Below are 16,469 nucleotides of genomic sequence, written 5' to 3'. Positions count from 1 at the left end.
AAGGCCTGCGCGCACCGTTTGTGTCCAAACTGTCAAAGTGCCGATCTCCTCAATCGCGGTTTGGGAAGAACGTAGAACGCATGAACAGGCATGGCAATCACGACAAGCGCGCAGATGCCGACGCGGCATCACCTCCTTGTGAGGGTGCCCGGCGCGGGGGCGCCGGGCGGGCGGTCACATGTTCGGATAATTCGGCCCGTCGCCGCCCTGCGGAACCGTCCAGTTGATGTTCTGGCTGGGGTCCTTGATGTCGCAGGTCTTGCAGTGGACGCAGTTTTGAAAGTTGATCACGAACTTTGGCCCGTTGTCGTCCTCGACCACCTCATAGACGCCTGCCGGGCAGTAGCGCTGCGCCGGTTCGTCGTATTTCGGCAGGTTGATCGAGGTCGGCACATGCGGGTCCTTCAGGTGCAGGTGCGCGGGCTGGCTTTCCTCATGGTTGGTAAAGCTGAAGGCGACGTTGGTCAGCCGGTCAAAGCTGAGCTTGCCATCGGGTTTGGGATAGTCGATGGGGTCGAATTTCTGCGCGATGCCAGTGGCCTCGGCGTCGGTCTTGCCGTGTTTGATGGTGCCGAACAGCGACAGGCCCAGCAGGTTGTTCGTCCACATGTCCAACCCGCCAAGGGTCAGGCTGGCGGTGAGACCGTATTTCGACCACAGCGGTTTGACGTTGCGGACCTTGTGCAGGTCCTTGCCGATTGGGCCGTCGCGGACCTCTGCCTCATAATCGGGCAGTTCGTCCGAGGCGCGGCCATCCTTGATCGCGGCAAAGGCGGCCTCTGCCGCGGCCTTGCCCGACAGCATGGCGTTGTGGTTGCCCTTGATGCGCGGCACGTTGACCATGCCGACCGAGCAGCCCAGCAGGGCGACGCCGGGGGCCACCATCTTGGGCATCGACTGATAGCCGCCCTCGCTGATCGCGCGGGCACCGTAAGCGACACGTTTGCCGCCCTTGAGCAGCTCTGCCACCATCGGGTGATGCTTGAAGCGCTGGAACTCCATGTAGGGGTACAGATGCGGGTTTTCATAGTTCAGGTGGACAACAAAGCCGACGTAAACCTGATTGTTCTCGATGTGATAAATGAATGAGCCACCACCCGCGTTGCCGCCAAGGGGCCAGCCCATGGTGTGGGTGACGGAGCCTTCTTTGTGCTTGGCCGGGTCGATCTCCCAGATCTCTTTCATGCCAAGGCCGAATTTCTGCGGCTCCTTGTCCTTCGAGAGATCGTATTTGGCGATGACCTCCTTGGACAGCGACCCGCGCACGCCCTCGGCGAGGAAGACGTATTTGCCCAGCAGTTCCATGCCCGGCTCATAGCTGGGGCCGTGGCTGCCGTCGGGGTTCTTGCCGAACTCACCGGCGACGACGCCGCGCACCTCGCCGTTGTCGCCGTAGACCAGTTCCGAGCAGGCCATGCCGGGGAAGATCTCGACCCCCAGCGCCTCGGCGTGTTCGGCCATCCAGCGGCAGACGTTGCCCATCGACACGATATAGTTGCCGTGGTTGCTCATCAGCGGCGGCATCGGCCAGTTGGGGATGCGGATCTGGCCCGCCTCGCCCAGCATGTAGAAGTTATCCTCGGTCACCGGTGTGTCGAGTGGCGCGCCCAACTCTTTCCAGTTCGGGATCAGCGCGTCCAGACCGCAGGGGTCCAGCACCGCGCCGGACAGGATATGCGCGCCCACCTCAGAGCCTTTTTCCAGCAGGACAACATTGAGGTCCGCATCAAGTTGCTTCAGCCGGATCGCGGCGGACAGCCCTGCCGGGCCGCCCCCCACGATGACGACATCATACTCCATGGATTCGCGCTGCGCGTCGGACATTCCGGCTCCTCCCACAGGGGCAAAGAAATAATGTTTCGCGACTGAGTAGCGCGGCAGTGCAGCACGGGTCAATCACGACACGGCGTCGCGGGGACGGATTCCGACCTGTCGGGCGCAACAAAAGGCGCCCGGAACAGCATTCCCCCGGACGCCAGTCGCCCTGCCCGCGCGCACTGCGCGGTTAGTAAATCGGCATGATCTCGATCTTGCCGCGCGTCGGCCCCACCTTGAGCAGGCGGTAGGCGTTGGTGCCGAAATAGAGCGTGCCGTCAGAGGCTTCGGTCATGGCGGTGATCCATTCCGCAGGACCGCCGCGCAGCCGGTCGCCTTTCAAAAGCCCCTCTGCCCCTTCGCCATTGACCGGCACAAACCGCAGTTCGACCCCCTTGGAGAGGATATAGCTTTCGCCTTTTGCGTCGATCCCGGCGTGGTTGAAGTAATCCTCGCCCAGATCAATCAGTTCGCCCGTACCATCCGGACCCAGCAGCATCGAATCCATGTTGGTCCGCAACACCATCATCTTGTCGCCGTCCAGACGCACCGCCTTGGGGTAGGAGACGCGATAGCCGGTCTCTGCCATCTCAAAGCTGCCCGCCACAAAATCCACCGTCACGACATTGCTGACGTAGCCATCGGTCTTTTGCTTGAAATCGGCCTTTTGCAACTTGGTCAGGTCGGTGGGTTCGTCCTGTTTCTGCTCTGCGTCGGTCTTGGTGTAGCCGGTCAGGATCAGCGCCTTGCCCGCGCCCGGTTCCAGCGCGATCAGGTCTGCCTTGATCTTGCCCATGGCCACCCGCGCCAGTTGCTCGCCCGTCGAGGCCTGCAACAGGCGCACCGAATCGTCCTTGAAATGCTTGTCCAGCGCGGCGATCACCCGCGACGGCGCGTCATAGACCATGTCATCGACATCAGAGACCTGCCACGCCTCGGTCATCCCGTCGACCTTGTAGGCGGTCAGAACATCCGCATCGTCCCGGAAAAAAACCATCTCGCCGATCGCCCCGTGGACGATCTGGCGCACCAATTGGGGCACGTACCGACGCCCGGTCACCTCCATCGTTTCGGCAGAGATGGTGTAGACGGTGCGGTTGGACCCGCCGACAAGAACCGTCTTGCCGTCAGGCGACACGCTGATGGTTTCGATGGTCTGGGCATGGGCGGCGCCGGCGGAAAACCCGGCCAGTGCCAGCGCGGCGGCAAATGAAAAAATGGAACGCATGACAAAATCCTGTTGTTATACAAGTGCGCAACAGAGTACCCGCACCCAACAGAAAGTCAAAGTCATGGGCTGTCGGTAAATTCCCGCTGGTCTGACGCGCGGCTTGGCTTTACATCGACGAGCCACGCGACGACACTTCCGAAACACCCGCTGACAAGGCAAAGACGATCCGAATATGGACAAGTTCCCGATGACCCGCGCGGGATACACCGCGCTTGAAACCGAATTGAAACAGCTCAAGTCCGTTGAGCGTCCCGCCATCATTCAGGCGATCGCAGAGGCGCGCGAACTGGGTGACCTGAAAGAAAACGCCGAATACCACTCGGCGCGCGAAAAGCAGGGATTCATCGAGGGCCGCATCAAGGAGCTTGAAGGCGCCATCGGTCTGGCCGAGGTGATCGACCCCAAGACCCTGTCGGGCACGATCAAGTTCGGTGCCACCGTGACACTGGTGGACGAGGACACGGATGAGGAAAAAACTTGGCAGATCGTCGGCCAACATGAGGCCAGCGTCGAAAAAGGGCTGCTGAACATCAAGTCCCCCATTGCGCGCGCGCTGATCGGCAAGGACGAAGGCGACAGCGTCGAGGTGAACACCCCCGGCGGCTCCAAGTCCTATGAAATCCTGAGCATCGCCTACAAGTAAGGCTGACCCCATGAGCGACCCCAAGGACGCCCGCCCGACGCTGCCCGGTCTCTACGCGCGCGGCGAGGCCGAAGGGGTCACAGGCACCGAAATCGCCGCCATGGCGGTGAGCGTGGTCTGGGTCTGCCTGTCCGGCTGGTATTTTCTCAACGTCCCGACGGCCGAAAGCGGCGCGTTGCGGTTCCTGCTGGCGGTCATGGTGATTGTCATGCCGGTGGCGATGATCTGGGTGGCGGCGCTGGCGATCCGCGCGGCACGGGTCATGCGTGCGGAAAGCGCGCGTTTGCAGGCGGCCATCGACGCGATCCGGCAGGCCTATGTGGCGCAGGCCCAAAGCGGCAAGGGCCAGCCGCCGCACCCCGCCCTGCTGAAACGGCTGGACGACATTGCTGGCGCGCAAAAGAACCTTGAGGGCACGCTGGCGATGCTGGGCGGCATCCGGCAGGCGGGTGGCGCTCAGGGTGCCCTGCCTGCCCCCGGCTCTGCGGATGGCGACCACCAGCCGACACTGTCGCTGGGCACCCCCGCCGAGGCGTTGCAACCGCCGCTGCCCAACGAGGATTACATCCGCGCGCTGCATTTCCCGGAAACCGCCGAGGACGAGGACGGCTTTGCCGCGCTGCGCCGGGCGCTGAAGGACCGTGGCACCGCCAAGCTGATTCAGGCGGCGCAGGACGTTCTGACCCTGATGAGCCAGGACGGCATCTATATGGACGATCTGCGCCCCGACATGGCCCGCCCCGAGACATGGCGCGCCTTTGCCAAGGGTGAGCGCGGACGGGCCATCGCCTCACTGGGCGGCATCCGCGACCGATCCTCGCTGGCGCTGGCGGCGGGGCGGATGCGCGAAGACCCGATTTTCCGCGATGCGGCGCACCATTTCCTGCGCCGATTCGACACCAGCTTTGCTGGGTTCGAGCCCGGGGCCTCGGACGAGGAAATCTCGGCCTTTGCGATGACGCGCACCTCGCGCGCGTTCATGCTGCTGGGCCGCGTGGCAGGCACGTTCGACTGAGCCTTGGGCCGAACCTAACCGAAGGATGGGGGCGCTGCCCCCTCGGCCTGCGGCCTCACCCCCGGGATATTTCAGGACAGAAGAAACACAAGCGCGCCCGAGGCTTCTTCTGTCCTGAAATATCCCGGAGGGGCATGCTACAAGCATGCCTCCGGCATGACGCCCCCGATCGCGGGTCATCAGATGCCAAAGCTGCCGAATGGAATATACCGTACAGGTGTGCCTGGGGTGATGTTTGCCGCACCGTCGGGCAGTTCGACCAGTCCTTCGGCCCAGCTGAGGCCCGAGATGCGCCCTGAGCCTTCGGATTTGAACACCTCGGCGCGGCCTTCGCGGATGCGCGCGCGCAGGTACTCGCGGCGGCCCGGTTTCTTGTTTTTGGCAAAACCGGCGGGCACGTCAAAGCCATCGGGCTTGGACCAGTCGGCCCCGGCCAGCAGGCTCAGGGCGGGGCGGGCAAAGACCAGCGCGCAGACAAAGGCCGCGACCGGGTTGCCGGGCAGGCCGAACACCGGCTTGCCGTGCCACATGCCCAGCGCCAGCGGGCGGCCCGGTTTCAGCGCGATGCGCCACGCGTTCAGCGCGCCGCTTTCGCGCAGAAGCGCCGAGACGTGATCCTCATCCCCCGCCGAGGCCCCGCCGGAGGTCAGGATCGCGTCCGCATCGGCGCTGTCCAACCGCGCGCGCAGGGTGGTGCGGTTGTCGGGGACGTGGCCGAGATCGACCGGGACATGGCCGAACCGCGCGATCAGGCTGAGCAACATGGGCCGGTTGGCGTCAAAGATCTGGCCCGGGGCGGCGGGACTGCCGGCGGGCACGACCTCATCGCCGGTGGACAGCACGCCAACACGCAAGGGGGCGTGCACCGGCAGGTCGGACAGGCCGGTGGCGGCGGCCAGCGCGAGGTCGGCGGGTGTCAGGACGCGACCCCGGGGCAGGATCGGCGCACCTGCGGTCACATCCTCACCCGCGCGGCGGGTGTTGGCGCCGGGTTTGACCGGACCGCGAAAGGCCACCTGGCCCTCATCGGTGGCGCAGTCCTCGTCCAGCACAACCGTATCGACGCCCTGCGGCAGGGTGGCGCCGGTGAGCATTCGGATGGCATAGCCGGGAGGAACCTCGCCGGGGTAGGCAAGGCCAGCGGCGGCGCGGCCCGCCACCAGCGGCAGGGTGATTTCAGCCTGACCCGCAATGGAGTCGGCGGCAAAGCCGTAGCCGTCCACAGCCGTATTGGGCAGCGGCGGGTTGGCGCGCCGCGCGCTCAGGTCTTCGGCCAGCACGCGGCCCGAGGCCTGCATCAGTGGCACGGATTCGCGCGCCACAACCGGGTGCAGGCGGGTCCGCAACAGCGCCAGCGCCTCATCCACCGGGGTCCAGTTGACCCCCGGCGGCAGGGCGAAACAATCGTTGTTCAGGGGCGGTGGTTTCAGGGACATGGCGCGCCCTCACGTTGCAGCAATTCCTGTTCAAAGCCGTGGCCGAGTATCCAGCCCTCTTCGGGGGCGTCGACCTGTAGCATGGCCTCCAGACGGTCGGGCGCAAGTCCGCCCAGCGCACGCGCGACCAACCGCACCTGCACGGCGTCGCGAATATCACCCTCGCCGGTCGCCGCCCTTACGGTATCATTGATCAGCGACGGCCAAATCTCGACAAAGGCGATGGGGCGGTCCAGCGGTTCAAACGGCCAGACAGCCACTTGGTCTGCGAAGCGTTGCCGCAAACGCTCCAGCACCGGCAGGCCCATCAGCACCTGTGATCCGACCGCGCCCGCGCCCGACAGTTGCCAGCAGGTAAAGGCCCCCTTGGCACGGGTTTCGATCACCCGGCGGTCGGGAAACGGATTGCGATAGCCTGCTTTGGTGCGTGGCAGGCCCGCGATGTCGCGCCTCAGGCCGTTGCCCCAGAATGGCCCCTGCCCCTGTGTCAGGTGCAGGTTGATACCGGCGGCCACATCAAAGCGGTTATTCTCCCGAGGCGCGTCCGCGATCCGCGCGGCCAGCCAGCCCCAGACAGCAAAGGGATCAGCGTGGCCGGTCAGTGCGGCGGCGAAACCCGCCGGATAGCCAAAGGGAAAGTCGAACCCGATGCACAGCCGCTCTCCTGCTGTCAGCGCCGCCTCAATACGTGTTGCCAAGGTCTCTTCTGCGACGGTGCGGTTGCGCTGGTAGAGCGGCGTGGCATCGCCCTGAGGCCCGCTTTCCCCGATCCAGATGGCGTCTTTGCGCGGGCGGGCCCCGGCGTCATTGCCGCCCGACCAGTCGACCATGAGAAAGCGGTCAAAGCCTCTCATTCCGCCGCCTTTGCCAGACCGACCTCCGACAGTATGAAATCGGCAATGGCAACGGTGTCGTTCAGATCGAACACCGGGCGGTCCAGATCCAGCGGCACGTCCGAAGCCACCGCGCGGATCGTCGGATCATCCGGCGCGATCAGCGTATTGCCGGTCTCGGCCCTGTGCGCCTCTACCTTGGGGTGGCGGTCGCGTTTGTAGCCCTCAACCAGCACCAGATCGACGGGGGCCAGCCGCGCCAGCAGCGAGTCCAGCGTCGGTTCCTCTGCGCCGCGCAGTTCGACCATATGCGCCACGCGGTTGCGCGAGGCCAGAACGACCTCGGACGCGCCTGCCTGCCGGTGGCGATAGCTGTCCTTGCCGGGGTGATCGACGTCAAAGCTGTGATGCGCGTGCTTGACGGTGCTGACGGTCAGGCCGCGCCCGGTGATTTCGGTCACCAAGCGTTCCATCAGGCCGGTTTTGCCCGCGTTTTTCCAGCCCGTCACGCCATACAGCCTCATAGCAGCGCCTCCGCCTGTGCCAGGTCCTCTGGCGTGTTCACGTTGAAAAATGGATCAAACGGGGTCGCGGGAAAGAGCGCCTCACGTCCGCCATGCTGTTCGGTCCAGAGCACGACCTTTTTCAGCCCACCCGCCAGAGCAGCGCGCAGATCGTCGCGCAGGGCCACCGGCCAGAGGCCAAAAGTGGGATGGCGGATCAGGCCAGAGCGCGACTTGCTGCGGGTCTGGGCGTCGCCCTTGGTGGCGGCCAGAACCAGCGGATGGGCCTGCCCCTCAGACGCGAGCAGCAGGCGCGGCACCAGATCACAGGGGAAAAAGGGCGTATCGGCCGCGACGCTGACCACGGTATCGGCCCCCTGCTCTGCCGCCCAGTCCAGCCCGGCCAGAACCCCAGCCAGCGGGCCGGGGTAATCGGCGATGGAATCGGCCACCACCGGCAGGCCATAGTCCGCGAAGCGCGCCGCGTCGCCATTGGCGTTCAGGGCCAGCGCCGCCACCTGCGGCGACAGCCGGTCGATCACGCGGGCCAGCAGGCTTTGCCCGCCCAAGGGCAGCAGCGCCTTGTCGCCGCCGCCCATGCGCGAGGCCAGACCGCCCGCGAGGATCACTCCGACAGGCTGTCTCATTCGGTGGCCGCGCTTTTGCGGCGGTGTTTGCGGTCTTCCTCGACGACGCTGTCGGGGTCGATGTCGCGCACAAGGCGGTCCGCGCCGGACAGGCAGGTGAACCGCTTGCCGCGCATCCGCCCGATGCAGGTCAGGCCGACCTGTTGGGCAATCTCGACGCCCCAGGCGGTAAAGCCAGAGCGCGACGCCAGCACCGGAATGCCCATCAGCGCGGTCTTGATCACCATCTCCGAGGTCAACCGTCCGGTGGTGTAGAGGATCTTGTCATGCGCGGGCACGCCTTCGCGGAACATCCAGCCGGCGATCTTGTCGACCGCGTTATGCCGCCCGACATCCTCCATGTAGACCAGCGGGCGGTCGCCCTGACATAGCACGGTGCCGTGGATGGCCCCCGCCTCCAGGTACAGCGACGGGGTGGTGTTGATCCGCTGCGCCAGCGCATACAGCCATGAGGTCCGCACCTCTGTCGCGGGCAGAGTGACCTGTTCCAGCCCTTCCATCATGTCGCCAAAGACGGTGCCGACGGCGCAACCCGAGGTGCGGGTTTTCTTTTGCATCTTTTCTTCGTAGGTGGTCTGCGAGGCGGTGCGCACGACCACGGTTTCCAGTTCCTCGTCATAGTCGACGCCGGTGATCTGTTCGCTGTCCGCCAGCATCCCCTGATTGCGCAGGAAACCGATCGCCAGATATTCGGGGTAGTCGCCGATGGTCATGGCGGTGACGATTTCCTGCCGGTTGAGAAAGATCGTCAGGGGGCGTTCCTCAACCACGCGCACCGTGACCGTGGCCCCGGTGTGGTCGGTGCCGGTGACCGCGCGGGTCAGGCGCGGCGCGGCCGGATCGGGGGCAATCAGGTAGTCGGTTTCGGTGCGCTCTGGCCGGTCGGCTGGCGATTGCATCTGGCGTCTCCCTTGGGTAGGGCGGTCGGGAATTTGAGGGTGTAGTCATGGACGGTCAGCAAGTGATGTCAAGCTATTGGCGGGGCGTGCGGAACGCGCTGCCTTTCCTGTTTGTCGTCGGCCCCTTTGCCATGCTGTTCGGCGTGATCGCCACCGAGGCCGGGCTGAGCCTGTTCGAGACACTGATGTTTTCGATTGTGGTGATTGCGGGCGCGGCGCAGTTCACCGCCGTGCAACTTATGAACGAGAACGCGCCGACGGTGGTGGTGCTGATCTCTGCGCTGGCGGTCAACCTGCGGATGGCGATGTATTCCGCGTCGATCACGCCGCACCTTGGACCTTTGCCGCTGTGGAAACGGGGGATCGTGGCCTATTTCCTTGTCGACCAGACATATGCCGCCTCTGTGATCGACTTCGAGGAGCGGCCCAACCAGACAGTGGCGCAGAAGTTCGCGTTTTTCATGGGGGTGGCGACGCCGATCTGCCCGCCGTGGTATCTGTTCACCCTTGTCGGGGGCTGGGTCGGAGAGGCGGTGCCGTCAGAGATGGGGCTGGATTTTGTGCTGCCCATCGCCTTTATCGCGTTGTTTGCGCCCGGACTGCGGACCGGGGCGCATCGGGCCGCCGCCGTGGTGGCCGCCGTGACGGCGCTGTTGTTTGCCTTTTTGCCATATAACCTTGGGCTGATGGTGGGCGCGCTGGCGGGCATGATGTCCGGGGCAGAGGTAGAGCGGCGCGCAGGCATGCAGGCGGACCGGAGGCCGGGCGCATGACAGATCTCTGGGTCATTATTATCGGTATGGGCGTCGGCTCTTTCGGGCTGCGCTTTTTGTTTCTGGGACTGGTGGGCGACCGCGCCATGCCGGACTGGCTGTTGCGCCACCTGCGCTATACCGCCGTCGCGGTCCTGCCCGCGCTGGTCGCGCCGCTGGTGGTCTGGCCCACCGCAACGGGCGGCGAAACCGATCCGCTGCGCCTGACAGCGGCGGCGGCGGCGCTGGTTGTGGGTTATGTCTGGAAAAGCCTGTACGGCGCGGTGGGTGCAGGCGCCGCGGTGATGATAGCGGGCGCCTGGCTGCCGTTCTGAAACAGATCAGTTCTGCTGCTGCTTGCGCTTCTTTTGCGCCTCAAGCTCGGCGATGGCGGCCTGCTTGTCGTCGCCATCGTCCTCACGCAGTTCGCTTTCGGTGACGCCGGGCAAGCGGGCGAACCTGTCGGCCAGCTTGTTCGGCATCCAGATGCCGCGCACCGATTCAAATCCCGGCAGCTTGCCGATGACGTCCGAGACCGCGTTGGAACACAGCGCCGGACCAACCGGCCCTTTGCTCTCGGCGATCTTGAGCGCGCGTTCGGCCACTGCGCCGTCGACCGGACGGCTGAGAATGCGCATCCGATAGGTCGACCGGGCATGTGCGCTTTCGAAAAAGCGCCGCGCCTGAGGGGTGATGCCGTACAAAACGTCACCGATTTCAGGCACGCCGGTAAACCGGGCTGTCCCGGCGGGGTCAAAGATCACCCGCTGCGACGGCGCATTGATCAGCATGGCCGAATGCGCGCCTGACCCGGTGCGGTTGTTGATCATGGTATAAAGCACGATTTCGGGCGCGCCCGGATGGCGATAGGCAGCGCGCGCCGCCTCTTCGGGGGTAGAGTTGCGCCCCGAGGCATTGCCGCAGCCCGCGACAACAGCCGTCGCCCCCAGCGCCATCATCGCTGTACGTCTGTTCATCATGTCATACCACCCCGCCCAAATCAGGCGTTTCGTGAGATCAGGAGTTGAAGATCGCCATGAAAATCACGAGGACCAGAATCACGATCACACTGCGGATCGTGAAATTGATAAAGCCCTCAAAGGTCTTTTCCTGCGTTTCGATGTCCATGCTACCGTGCTTGTGCTCAGCCATGATGTGTCCCCGCGGCCTGTCCGTTGTTTGCGTTCCGCAACGGGTTAGCGCAATTCCGCGCGGCTGTCACGCGCCGGGGGGTGGCAAGGATGTCGCGCCCCACGCGGTTGTGACCTTCGCCGCCCGAAGTTTGCGCACCCCGCGCCGTCAGACGGCCTGAAACAGCCACGCCCCGTCATCGCGGCGGGTCCGCGTGGCGCGGCCCTCGTGCCAGAGGTGCAGGCAATGCGCCATCGACTCGACCAGTGCCAGCCCGTATTCGCCAGAGCCGATCCGACGTTTGAACAGCGGCGGAAAACAGTCTCCGGCGGTCTGCGGCATGGCCAGATGTGTGTGCAGCCGGTTCAGCGCGCCGTGGTGATTTTCGATCAGTTGGGCCATGCGCAGGCTGAGCCCGGTAAACGGCAGTTTGTGGCCGCCCATGACCAGATGACCGGGCCGCGCAAGCGCGGTCAGCCGCTCACAGCTTTCCAGCCAGTCGCCGACCGGGTCGGCCTCTGGCTCTGTCGCGTAAACGCCAAGGTTGGAGCTGATCGAGGGCAGGATCTGGTCGCCCGCAAGCACCAGATCATCGTCGCGTGACCACAGGGTTGCGTGTTCGGGCGCGTGGCCGTTGCCGATATGCACGTCCCAAGTCCGCCCCCCCGCGCGCAGGGAATCGCCCTGTTTGATGCGGGTAAAGCCCAGCGGCATCGGCGCCACGCAATCGGCAAAGTTGAAGGGGCGTTCGGCCATGCGTTCGGCCAGAATTGCCGGGTCCATGCCCGCGCCGCGCCAATAGTCCAGCGTTTCAGGCGTGGGCCGGTCCTGTGCGTCCAGTTGCAACATCCGCGCAAACAGCCAAGCGGTGCGCGTTGTCACCAGTTCCGCGCCATGCGCGGTCTGGAACCAGCCCGCCAGCCCCATGTGATCGGGGTGGTGGTGGGTGGCGATAACCCGTCGCACCGGTTTGCCGCCCAGCGGCCCGGCCATCAGGTCGCCCCAGATCCGGCGTGATGTGTTGGAGGCAAAGCCGGTGTCGACAATGGTCCAGCCGTCGCCATCGTCCAGCGCGTAGACGTTTACATGGTCCAGTTTCATCGGCAGCGGCAGGCGCATCCACAGCACGCCCTCGGCCATTTCAATGGCCTCTCCGGGCTCTGGCGGGGTCTCCCACGGATAGCGGATCGCGTGCGGCGCGCCGTCCATCACGCCACCAGATCCTCTGTCAGGATGTCGGCAAGCGCGCTGACGTCTGACCGGGCCTCGGCCAGCAGGCCAGCATGTTCCGGCAACATCCGCAGGATGTAGAAGGCAGCCAGCCGCGCATCCGCGCTGTCCGGGGCCGCCATCGCGGCGCGCAGGTGGAAATGTCCTCCCAGCACGCGGGCAAAGCCGCGCAGGTAGGGCAACGCGCCACCGAAACGGTCGGGCATTTCGCGGGCCAGCAGCGCCTCTGTCGTCTCGCGCAGCGATTCGGCCGCTTGCCAGACGGGTTCGGCCAGATCCGGCAGGCTGGCGCGGGCGGCCTCTGCCCCGGCCTCGATTTCGTCCAGCAAGGCAAAGGCGGCCTCACCGCCGTCCATCATCTTGCGCCCGACAAGGTCCATTGCCTGAATGCCGTTGGTGCCCTCGTAGATCGCGGTCACCCGGACGTCGCGCAGATACTGCGCCGCGCCGGTTTCCTCGATAAAGCCCATGCCGCCATGGACCTGAACGCCCATATCGGCGACCTTTATGCCCGTCTCTGTGCCGAATGCCTTGGCGATAGGGGTCAGCAGCGCGGCGCGCGCTTTCCATTCCGCATCGCCGGTTGCGTTGCCCGTGTCGATGGCCACCGCCAGCGACAAGGCAATGGCGCGGGCGGCAAAGGTATCGGCCCGCATTGTGGCCAGCATCCGGCGCACGTCGGCGTGGCCGATGATGGTGCCCTCGGGGGTGCGGCCCTGCTTGCGCTCTTGCGCATAGGCCAGCGCGTGTTGCAGTGCGCCCTCGGCGACGCTGACCCCCTGCACGCCGACCCCCAGACGCGCGTTGTTCATCATGGTGAACATGGCGCGCATCCCGTCATGCGGTTCGCCCACCAGCCAGCCTTTGGCACCGTCATACTGCATGACGCAGGTCGGTGAGCCGTGCAGGCCCATCTTGTGCTCAAGGCTGACCACCTTGAGGTCATTGGCCACGCCGGGATTGCCATCGGCGTCGGGGATGAGTTTCGGCACAAGGAACAGGCTGATGCCCTTGGTCCCTGGCACACCGTCCGGCAGCCGCGCCAGCACCAGATGGCAGACATTGTCGGTAAAGTCGTTGTCGCCCCACGAGATGTAAATCTTTTGCCCGCTGATCGCGTATGTGCCATCGCCATTGGGTACCGCCTTGGACGACAGCGCGCCCACGTCCGATCCGGCCTGCGGTTCGGTCAGGTTCATCGTACCCGCCCATTCGCCAGAGATCAGCTTGGGCAGGTAAAGGTTGCGCAACTCATCGCTGGCATGGTGTTCCAGCGCGTCGATCTGGCCTTGGCTCATCAGCGGGTTCAACTGCAGCGACAGGCAGGCCGCGCCGACCATGTCGTTGACGCAGGTCGTGACCGTCAGCGGCAGGCCCATGCCGCCGAATTCCTCTGGCGCGGAGGTGGCGATCCAGCCGCCCTCGGCCATTGCCCTGTAGCCTTCGGCAAACCCCTTGGAGGTGCGCACCACGCCGTTTTCCAGCCGCGCCGGGTCAAGATCGCCAGACCGCTGCAAGGGGGCCAGCACCTCTTCGCACAGCTTTCCGGCCTCGCCGAGGATGGCGGCGACCATGTCGGGCGTCGCCTCGGAAAAACGCTCTGTCCCGGCGACGCGGTCGTAACCGACAACGTCGCGCAAAAGCCGCATATAGGCATCGATTGGCGCACGATAGGGCATGGGGTTCTCCTCCGTCTTGGCAAGTTGGCGCGGCTCTTGTAGCACGCCCGCAGCACAAGGGTGAGGGTAGACGCCCCCGGCCCCGCCGCAACCAGAACGCCGCGTCACGAGAGGACCGCCGCGATGCCTGCCCTTCGCCTGAGCGCCAGCACGCAGGACTTGATCCACGCCGCCCGCCTTCTGGCCGACGGCGGGCTGGTCGCCTTTCCGACAGAGACGGTTTACGGGCTGGGCGCGGATGCCCGTCAGGACCGCGCCGTGGCCCGCATCTTCGAGGCCAAGGGGCGGCCCGCGTTCAACCCGCTGATCGTGCATTGCGCCGAACTGGATCAGGTCAAGGCGCTGGTCCACTGGTCCGAGGCGGCACAGGCGCTGGCCGATGCCTTTTGGCCCGGCCCGCTGACGCTGGTGCTGCCCCTGCGCGCGGATGCGGGCGTGTCGCGGCTGGTGACGGCGGGACTGGACAGTCTGGCGGTGCGGATGCCCGCCGCGCCGGTGGCGCACAGCCTGCTCAGCGCCTTTGGCGGGCCGGTGGCCGCGCCCTCGGCCAATCGCTCGGGTCAGATCAGCCCGACCCGCGCCGCGCATGTGATGGCGGACCTTGGCGACAGGATAGAGGCGGTGGTCGATGGCGGCCCCTGTGCTGTTGGCCTCGAATCGACGATCCTCGGCCTGACCGGCACTCCGCCCACGCTGTTGCGCCCCGGCGGCATCACCGAAGACGCCCTGGGCGCGGTCCTGCACACCCATATCGCGCGGCGGCGCGAGACCGACGGGATCACCGCGCCCGGCCAGACCCGCTCACACTATGCGCCACGGGCCAAGGTCCGTCTGAACGCGGTCGAGTTTGAACCGGGTGAGGCCCGGCTGGGCTTTGGCCCGGTGGCCTGCGATCTGAACCTGTCACCAAGCGAGGACCTGACCGAGGCGGCGGCCAATCTGTTTGAATACCTGCATCGGCTGGATGCGACCGGGGCCGGAACCATCGCCATCACGCCAGTGCCGCATATCGGTCTTGGCGTGGCGATCAACGACCGTCTCAGCCGCGCCGCCGCCGAGCGCTGACCCCAACGCCGAACGCAGGTCTCAGGCGCGGCCCCCAGCCGAACTCAGCGCCAGCGCCGCCACACCCAGCGTGGCCAGCGCGGCCTCCCATTTTTCCGGGTCCGGCAGGTCAAAGATCAACTCGGGGCTGGCATCGCAAACCAGCCAGCCATTGTCAGCGATCTCGCTTTCCAGTTGGCCCGCTGCCCAGCCCGCATAGCCCAGCATCATCATCCACTTTTCCGGCCCCTCGCCTTTGGCGAGATCCTCAAGGATATCCAGCGTCGCGGTCATGTGAATGTCCTCGCGGACCTCCAGCGTGGTCACGATGGAGTGATAGTCCGGCGTATGCAGGACAAAGCCGCGCCCCATCTCGACCGGGCCGCCGAAATGTACGGTGCGACGGGACAGGTCATGGGCCGATTCAATGTCGAGCTGCGACAGAAGCGTCGGCAAATCGACGTCGCTGCTGGCCTTGTTGACGATCAGCCCCATGGCGCCCTCGTCGGAATGGTCGCAGATGAACACCACGCTGTGTTCGAACCGCGGATCCCCCATGCCGGGCATGGCGATCAGCAGATGCCCGGTCAGATTGGTGGATTCGGTTCCCTGTGCGACGACCATTGGCCTCCCCTCGATTGTGAACACGATCACCATGACGGCGCGCGCCCAGACTGGCAAGTGCGTCACATCTTCGTCAGCCTGACGGGGTGTTCGCCGGAACGTGACTTTTCATTTCAGCGCAAACCCGGCACATCCCATTGTCATGAAACGTATTGCCCTGACGATCCTGCTGGCCCTGTTGCCCGCGCTTGGCGCCGCCCAGTCCTATGACAACGTGGTCGAGGCGCGGTTGCTGCCCGGCTGGCGGCTGCCGAATGGCGACCACATGACCGCCCTGCACATCAAGCTTGCACCGGGGTGGAAGACCTATTGGCGCACCCCCGGCGACGCCGGCATCCCGCCGCAATTCGACTGGCGCGGGGCGAAGAACATGCAGGCGATCGGCGTCTACTGGCCCGCGCCGCAGGTGTTCTGGCAATCGGGTATGCGGTCGGTCGGTTACAAAGGGGACGTGATCCTGCCGCTGAAGGTGCGGCTGAAGAACTCTGGCCGCGACGCGCGCCTTGGCGGTGTGATCGACATCGGCATCTGCAAGGAGGTCTGCCTGCCGCACCGCATCCGTGTCTCGGCGGATCTTTCGGCCCAGCAAAAGAAGCCCGACGCGGTGATCGCCGCGGCCATGGCCGACGTGCCCTTTGGGGCCAAGGATGCGGGCGTCACCCACGTGGCCTGCCAGATCACGCCGCGCGCGGACGGGATGGGGCTGCGCGTGGCCATCGACATGCCGCGCGGCACGGGCCGCGAGGAAACGGTGATCGAGGCCGACGACCCGAACCTGTGGGTCGCCGACCCGGAAACCGGCTGGAAAAGCGGACAACTGGTGGCAGAAACCCGCGTCACCCATATGTCTGGCGGGGCCTTCGCGCTGGACCGCTCTGGCCTGCGGATCACCATCCTTGGCGGCAAGATGCCGGTGGACATTCGCGGCTGTACCGGGTGATCCGATAGCCTTTTCGCGCAACACGCCCCGGACCTGATCCGGGGCCT

18 protein-coding genes are annotated in these 16,469 nt (G+C 65.5%); 6 read left to right on the top strand and 12 right to left on the bottom strand.

The window, feature by feature from the left end; all coding sequences use genetic code 11:
- Positions 1–174: 174 nt before the first annotated feature.
- Together VOI21_RS08755 and VOI21_RS08750 are read right to left on the bottom strand one after the other, a co-directional pair.
- Entirely contained in the window at positions 175–1,824 is a 1,650-nt protein-coding gene (locus tag VOI21_RS08755; protein ID WP_323769464.1) for an electron transfer flavoprotein-ubiquinone oxidoreductase, read from the bottom strand.
- Positions 1,825–2,005: 181 nt separating this feature from the next.
- The gene (locus VOI21_RS08750) at positions 2,006–3,043 is read right to left on the bottom strand and encodes a WD40 repeat domain-containing protein (protein ID WP_323769463.1); all 1,038 of its coding nucleotides are present in this window, start codon (positions 3,041–3,043) and stop codon (positions 2,006–2,008) included.
- Positions 3,044–3,218: 175 nt separating this feature from the next.
- On the opposite strand from VOI21_RS08750, the gene greA reads away from it, so the two are divergent.
- Together greA and VOI21_RS08740 are read left to right on the top strand one after the other, a co-directional pair.
- Positions 3,219–3,689 carry a transcription elongation factor GreA gene (greA, locus tag VOI21_RS08745; RefSeq protein WP_089276344.1) on the top strand — a complete coding sequence of 157 codons (471 nt, stop codon included), beginning with the start codon at positions 3,219–3,221 and terminating at the stop codon, positions 3,687–3,689.
- 10 nt (positions 3,690–3,699) lie between these two features.
- Entirely contained in the window at positions 3,700–4,704 is a 1,005-nt protein-coding gene (locus VOI21_RS08740; protein ID WP_323769461.1) for a hypothetical protein, read from the top strand.
- 179 nt (positions 4,705–4,883) lie between these two features.
- Here VOI21_RS08740 and glp read toward each other — a convergent pair whose 3' ends face one another.
- Genes glp through VOI21_RS08715 form a run of 5 tightly spaced genes read right to left on the bottom strand, consistent with a single transcriptional unit; the run spans position 4,884 to position 9,022 of the window.
- Positions 4,884–6,140 carry a gephyrin-like molybdotransferase Glp gene (gene glp, locus VOI21_RS08735; protein ID WP_323769460.1) on the bottom strand — a complete coding sequence of 419 codons (1,257 nt, stop codon included), beginning with the start codon at positions 6,138–6,140 and terminating at the stop codon, positions 4,884–4,886.
- The gene (locus tag VOI21_RS08730) at positions 6,131–6,994 is read right to left on the bottom strand and encodes a molybdopterin guanine dinucleotide synthesis (RefSeq protein WP_323769459.1); all 864 of its coding nucleotides are present in this window, start codon (positions 6,992–6,994) and stop codon (positions 6,131–6,133) included. The genes glp and VOI21_RS08730 overlap by 10 nt, the downstream gene beginning before the upstream one ends.
- Positions 6,991–7,497, bottom strand: a complete 507-nt coding sequence (gene mobB / locus VOI21_RS08725) for a molybdopterin-guanine dinucleotide biosynthesis protein B (RefSeq protein WP_323769458.1) — start codon at positions 7,495–7,497, stop codon at positions 6,991–6,993. The genes VOI21_RS08730 and mobB overlap by 4 nt, the downstream gene beginning before the upstream one ends.
- Positions 7,494–8,123 carry a molybdenum cofactor guanylyltransferase MobA gene (gene mobA / locus VOI21_RS08720; protein WP_323769457.1) on the bottom strand — a complete coding sequence of 210 codons (630 nt, stop codon included), beginning with the start codon at positions 8,121–8,123 and terminating at the stop codon, positions 7,494–7,496. Before mobA ends, mobB begins: the two co-directional genes overlap by 4 nt.
- Complete coding sequence (locus VOI21_RS08715; RefSeq protein WP_323769456.1) at positions 8,120–9,022, bottom strand: formate dehydrogenase accessory sulfurtransferase FdhD; 903 nt, start codon at positions 9,020–9,022, stop codon at positions 8,120–8,122. Before VOI21_RS08715 ends, mobA begins: the two co-directional genes overlap by 4 nt.
- A 47-nt stretch (positions 9,023–9,069) precedes the next feature.
- On the opposite strand from VOI21_RS08715, the gene VOI21_RS08710 reads away from it, so the two are divergent.
- Together VOI21_RS08710 and VOI21_RS08705 are read left to right on the top strand one after the other, a co-directional pair.
- On the top strand, positions 9,070–9,795 hold the full coding sequence (locus tag VOI21_RS08710) for an AzlC family ABC transporter permease (RefSeq protein ID WP_323769455.1): 726 nt from the start codon (positions 9,070–9,072) through the stop codon (positions 9,793–9,795).
- A complete protein-coding gene (locus VOI21_RS08705; RefSeq protein ID WP_323769454.1) occupies positions 9,792–10,109 on the top strand; it encodes an AzlD domain-containing protein in 318 nt (105 codons plus the stop codon). Before VOI21_RS08710 ends, VOI21_RS08705 begins: the two co-directional genes overlap by 4 nt.
- A 6-nt stretch (positions 10,110–10,115) precedes the next feature.
- Here VOI21_RS08705 and VOI21_RS08700 read toward each other — a convergent pair whose 3' ends face one another.
- The 4 genes from VOI21_RS08700 to VOI21_RS08685 all read right to left on the bottom strand — a co-directional run bounded on the left by VOI21_RS08700 (position 10,116) and on the right by VOI21_RS08685 (position 13,814).
- Positions 10,116–10,754: a hypothetical protein gene (locus VOI21_RS08700; protein ID WP_323769453.1), complete on the bottom strand. Its 639-nt coding sequence runs from the start codon at positions 10,752–10,754 to the stop codon at positions 10,116–10,118.
- Between the two features lie 37 nt (positions 10,755–10,791).
- Positions 10,792–10,926 carry an aa3-type cytochrome c oxidase subunit IV gene (locus tag VOI21_RS08695; protein ID WP_094033477.1) on the bottom strand — a complete coding sequence of 45 codons (135 nt, stop codon included), beginning with the start codon at positions 10,924–10,926 and terminating at the stop codon, positions 10,792–10,794.
- Positions 10,927–11,073: 147 nt separating this feature from the next.
- The gene (locus tag VOI21_RS08690; RefSeq protein WP_323769821.1) at positions 11,074–12,114 is read right to left on the bottom strand and encodes an MBL fold metallo-hydrolase; all 1,041 of its coding nucleotides are present in this window, start codon (positions 12,112–12,114) and stop codon (positions 11,074–11,076) included.
- Complete coding sequence (locus VOI21_RS08685) at positions 12,114–13,814, bottom strand: acyl-CoA dehydrogenase (RefSeq protein WP_323769451.1); 1,701 nt, start codon at positions 13,812–13,814, stop codon at positions 12,114–12,116. Before VOI21_RS08685 ends, VOI21_RS08690 begins: the two co-directional genes overlap by 1 nt.
- A gap of 123 nt (positions 13,815–13,937) precedes the next feature.
- Here VOI21_RS08685 and VOI21_RS08680 point away from each other — a divergent pair, with 123 nt between their 5' ends.
- Positions 13,938–14,879 (top strand): L-threonylcarbamoyladenylate synthase, encoded by a 942-nt coding sequence (locus VOI21_RS08680; RefSeq protein WP_323769450.1) that lies wholly within the window; start codon positions 13,938–13,940, stop codon positions 14,877–14,879.
- Between the two features lie 21 nt (positions 14,880–14,900).
- Here VOI21_RS08680 and VOI21_RS08675 read toward each other — a convergent pair whose 3' ends face one another.
- A complete protein-coding gene (locus tag VOI21_RS08675) occupies positions 14,901–15,482 on the bottom strand; it encodes a YqgE/AlgH family protein (protein WP_323769449.1) in 582 nt (193 codons plus the stop codon).
- Positions 15,483–15,624: 142 nt separating this feature from the next.
- Between VOI21_RS08675 and VOI21_RS08670 the strand changes: the two genes are divergently transcribed.
- Positions 15,625–16,422: a protein-disulfide reductase DsbD domain-containing protein gene (locus VOI21_RS08670; RefSeq protein ID WP_323769448.1), complete on the top strand. Its 798-nt coding sequence runs from the start codon at positions 15,625–15,627 to the stop codon at positions 16,420–16,422.
- The last annotated feature ends 47 nt before the right edge of the window (positions 16,423–16,469 follow it).

Source organism: Antarctobacter sp., assembly GCF_034670325.1.
Taxonomy (GTDB): Bacteria; Pseudomonadota; Alphaproteobacteria; order Rhodobacterales; family Rhodobacteraceae; genus Antarctobacter.
The sequence above is the reverse complement of the archived record's forward strand: the minus strand, read 5'-3'. Positions and strand labels throughout refer to the sequence as shown.

Bases quoted from the DNA above. Each gene is read 5' to 3' on its own strand.
- mobA (WP_323769457.1), bottom strand. From the start codon at position 8,123: ATGAGACAGCCTGTCGGAGTGATCCTCGCGGGCGGTCTGGCCTCGCGC.
- VOI21_RS08705 (WP_323769454.1), top strand. From the start codon at position 9,792: ATGACAGATCTCTGGGTCATTATTATCGGTATGGGCGTCGGCTCTTTC.
- mobB (WP_323769458.1), bottom strand. From the start codon at position 7,497: ATGAGGCTGTATGGCGTGACGGGCTGGAAAAACGCGGGCAAAACCGGC.
- VOI21_RS08730 (WP_323769459.1), bottom strand. From the start codon at position 6,994: ATGAGAGGCTTTGACCGCTTTCTCATGGTCGACTGGTCGGGCGGCAAT.
- VOI21_RS08710 (WP_323769455.1), top strand. From the start codon at position 9,070: ATGGACGGTCAGCAAGTGATGTCAAGCTATTGGCGGGGCGTGCGGAAC.
- greA (WP_089276344.1), top strand. From the start codon at position 3,219: ATGGACAAGTTCCCGATGACCCGCGCGGGATACACCGCGCTTGAAACC.
- VOI21_RS08740 (WP_323769461.1), top strand. From the start codon at position 3,700: ATGAGCGACCCCAAGGACGCCCGCCCGACGCTGCCCGGTCTCTACGCG.
- VOI21_RS08755 (WP_323769464.1), bottom strand. From the start codon at position 1,824: ATGTCCGACGCGCAGCGCGAATCCATGGAGTATGATGTCGTCATCGTG.
- VOI21_RS08750 (WP_323769463.1), bottom strand. From the start codon at position 3,043: ATGCGTTCCATTTTTTCATTTGCCGCCGCGCTGGCACTGGCCGGGTTT.
- glp (WP_323769460.1), bottom strand. From the start codon at position 6,140: ATGTCCCTGAAACCACCGCCCCTGAACAACGATTGTTTCGCCCTGCCG.
- VOI21_RS08670 (WP_323769448.1), top strand. From the start codon at position 15,625: ATGAAACGTATTGCCCTGACGATCCTGCTGGCCCTGTTGCCCGCGCTT.
- VOI21_RS08700 (WP_323769453.1), bottom strand. From the start codon at position 10,754: ATGATGAACAGACGTACAGCGATGATGGCGCTGGGGGCGACGGCTGTT.
- VOI21_RS08715 (WP_323769456.1), bottom strand. From the start codon at position 9,022: ATGCAATCGCCAGCCGACCGGCCAGAGCGCACCGAAACCGACTACCTG.
- VOI21_RS08675 (WP_323769449.1), bottom strand. From the start codon at position 15,482: ATGGTCGTCGCACAGGGAACCGAATCCACCAATCTGACCGGGCATCTG.
- VOI21_RS08695 (WP_094033477.1), bottom strand. From the start codon at position 10,926: ATGGCTGAGCACAAGCACGGTAGCATGGACATCGAAACGCAGGAAAAG.
- VOI21_RS08685 (WP_323769451.1), bottom strand. From the start codon at position 13,814: ATGCCCTATCGTGCGCCAATCGATGCCTATATGCGGCTTTTGCGCGAC.
- VOI21_RS08690 (WP_323769821.1), bottom strand. From the start codon at position 12,114: ATGGACGGCGCGCCGCACGCGATCCGCTATCCGTGGGAGACCCCGCCA.
- VOI21_RS08680 (WP_323769450.1), top strand. From the start codon at position 13,938: ATGCCTGCCCTTCGCCTGAGCGCCAGCACGCAGGACTTGATCCACGCC.